Here is a 2320-nt window from a genome sequence, read left to right on the forward strand (position 1 = left end):
TCGTCGACCTCCAGGCCGCCATCAACCGGTACCTCGCCGAGCACAACGTCGATCCAAAGCCGTTCCGCTGGAAAGCCGACCCAGACGCAATCATCGCTGCCGCAGCCAGAGGGCATCAGACGTTGGATTCAATCCACTAGCTTCGGTGCGAGATCATGTAGATTTTCGATTTATGACTTAACGCTATTCATAACGTCCGTGATTGGTGATTGGATTGTTGAGGTTTCCGCAGCGCCGCTTGAAGGCGGGCAAGAACAAATTGCTCAATTCTCGAAGTACGTTGCAAGATTCGAACTGCCACACCCCCGCCAATAATCCAGGTCATGACGCTGATCAAACCACCGACCGCTGCGCTTCCCAGCATGTCGAATGGAAAATGCACCCCGACGAAGATGCGTCCCCAAGCTATTATCAGGCCGAGCAGAGCGGCGGCTACTCCTAGCCGTCGCGCCGTGCCCGAGGCTCCCAGGAGACTGAATGCGACCGCCCAAACCACCGTCAGGTGATCGCTTGGAAACGACGGATCGGGTTGGTGGGCAATTAACTGCCGACCGAGCCCAATCACGAACGGCCTCGGGTGGGGCCAGAACAAACCTATAGCTTGGTTGAGGAAGAGGCCTGCCAACGCCGCTATACCAGCGACAAGCAACGCGTGGCGCAGCCGGTTTCCACCGAATATCCAGCCGATCACGAGGACTGTTGGAACCAGCCAGAACAGCCATTCGGCGGCTGCTACGCCCACAAGGCGCGCGGCCGCCGAACTGGTCGGACCGGCATTGATCGACAGGAACAGGCTTTGATTCAACGTTTCGAGCAAGATTGTGGTCCAACTGGTTTAACGAGGTTGACCGGCAGCTACATCCCGAATTTGTAGGATAGGCCCGCCATCACTCGGTCGTCGGTCGATTTGCCTCGACCAAGGCCCGCCGGAACCAGCCCTTTCGTCTTGCCGTAGTCCGCATGGGTATATTCGAGCCTGGCGACGAGATTGTCGGTCAAGGCCCGCTCGACACCTGCGCCGGCGATCCATCCTGTTTGCGTCTTGCTCCTGGCTGTCAGACCGGGTGCGGTAATCTGCTGATCTCGAAAAGCGAAGCCGCCGGTGCCGTAGACCAACCATCGATCGATGGCGTAACCGGCGCGGGCTCGCACCGAGCCATCATAGCGCTCGCGAACCTTGGCCGCTCCAGCCAAAGCGTTCGATTTTGATCCAGAGGACAAGAGCGCCGCATTGGCCTCGAGTCCGTAAACGATCGGCCCGAGTTGAACGTTGTATCCTGCATATCCGCCGAAAGCCCCGCGGGATCGCGTGTTCTTGCGGCCGCCAAGCCCCGCCGTAGCAGATCCTTGCGTGCGGTCGTAACCGCCTCCCAGTCCAATGTACGGCCCAGTCCAGTTGTAGGGCAGCGAACTGTAGGCAGCGGGAGCGACTGGAGCGCCCTTTCGGCTTGGAAGATCGGCGGCGTGAGCCGCTACAACTGCGGCCACCGAAGCAGCGATGGCGATAGGAAACGCCTTGATCGACATGAGTACGAAGCTCCACGAGAATTGGTCGGACCGACCAAGTGAAGCGATATCCCCCGCGCGACCGCTGGCGGATGTCCTTATGATTGATAATTCCCAATGTCGGTTTCTTGATTTCGCGGGCTAGGCGCCTTGAAATCTTCGTAATTTTCCATCGAGCCATCAACAATGACCGGCCCACGCGGCGACCGAGCGAAATGAACCCGATCAAGGAGATCGACATGAATTCCGATCTGCAGCGGCTTGCCGAGCGGCTACTGAACCAGGGTGCCGGCTCCTTACCGGAACGCGATCAGAAAGTTCTCAACCGGATTGCGAAGCGCGCGCATATCAGCCGCGACCTGGAGCAGGAGTTTTCTGCCCAGTTGACCTTCGGCGAACGCCTATCGGATCGCGTCGCCGAAATTGACGGCTCCTGGGGCTTCATCATCGGGCTTGGGGCCTTCCTCGTCGTCTGGGCGATCTTCAACAGCATCATCCTGGCGACGAACGCGTTCGATCCCTATCCATATATTTTCTTGAACCTGCTGCTCTCGATGATCGCCGCCATCCAGGCGCCGGTCATCATGATGTCGCAGAACCGCCAGGCGGAGAAGGGCCGGCTTGCGGTTTCCCACGACTACGAGGTCAACCTCAAGGCCGAGATCGAGATCATGGCCCTGCATGAGAAGCTAGTGGATTGAGGTTGACGGAAGAGTCCCGATAGGGATTCCGCTGGGCCTGTAGGCGTGCGAGTCTGGGCGATGCGTCCAGGGATCATCATCACGGTTACCGCCGCGGACCGCGCCCGGCTTGA

General features: G+C 59.0%; 3 protein-coding genes and 1 pseudogene. 2 read left to right on the forward strand and 2 right to left on the reverse strand.

Annotation, left to right across the window (positions count from 1 at the left end; translation table 11 throughout):
* Positions 1-140: pseudogene (locus GV161_RS30805) on the forward strand (IS630 family transposase); the annotation flags it as partial.
* A 47-nt stretch (positions 141-187) separates the two neighbouring features.
* On the opposite strand, the gene GV161_RS30810 reads toward GV161_RS30805, so the two are convergent.
* Positions 188-817, reverse strand: coding sequence for an undecaprenyl-diphosphatase (locus tag GV161_RS30810; RefSeq protein ID WP_159654111.1), 630 nt, complete (start codon positions 815-817; stop codon positions 188-190).
* Positions 818-855: 38 nt separating this feature from the next.
* On the reverse strand, positions 856-1527 hold the full coding sequence (locus tag GV161_RS30815) for an outer membrane protein (RefSeq protein WP_152016317.1): 672 nt from the start codon (positions 1525-1527) through the stop codon (positions 856-858).
* A gap of 194 nt (positions 1528-1721) precedes the next feature.
* Here GV161_RS30815 and GV161_RS30820 point away from each other — a divergent pair, with 194 nt between their 5' ends.
* Positions 1722-2207, forward strand: a complete 486-nt coding sequence (locus tag GV161_RS30820; RefSeq protein WP_201303127.1) for a DUF1003 domain-containing protein — start codon at positions 1722-1724, stop codon at positions 2205-2207.
* The last annotated feature ends 113 nt before the right edge of the window (positions 2208-2320 follow it).

It is taken from the genome of Bosea sp. 29B (genome assembly GCF_902506165.1).
In the GTDB taxonomy this organism is placed as follows: Bacteria; Pseudomonadota; Alphaproteobacteria; order Rhizobiales; family Beijerinckiaceae; genus Allobosea.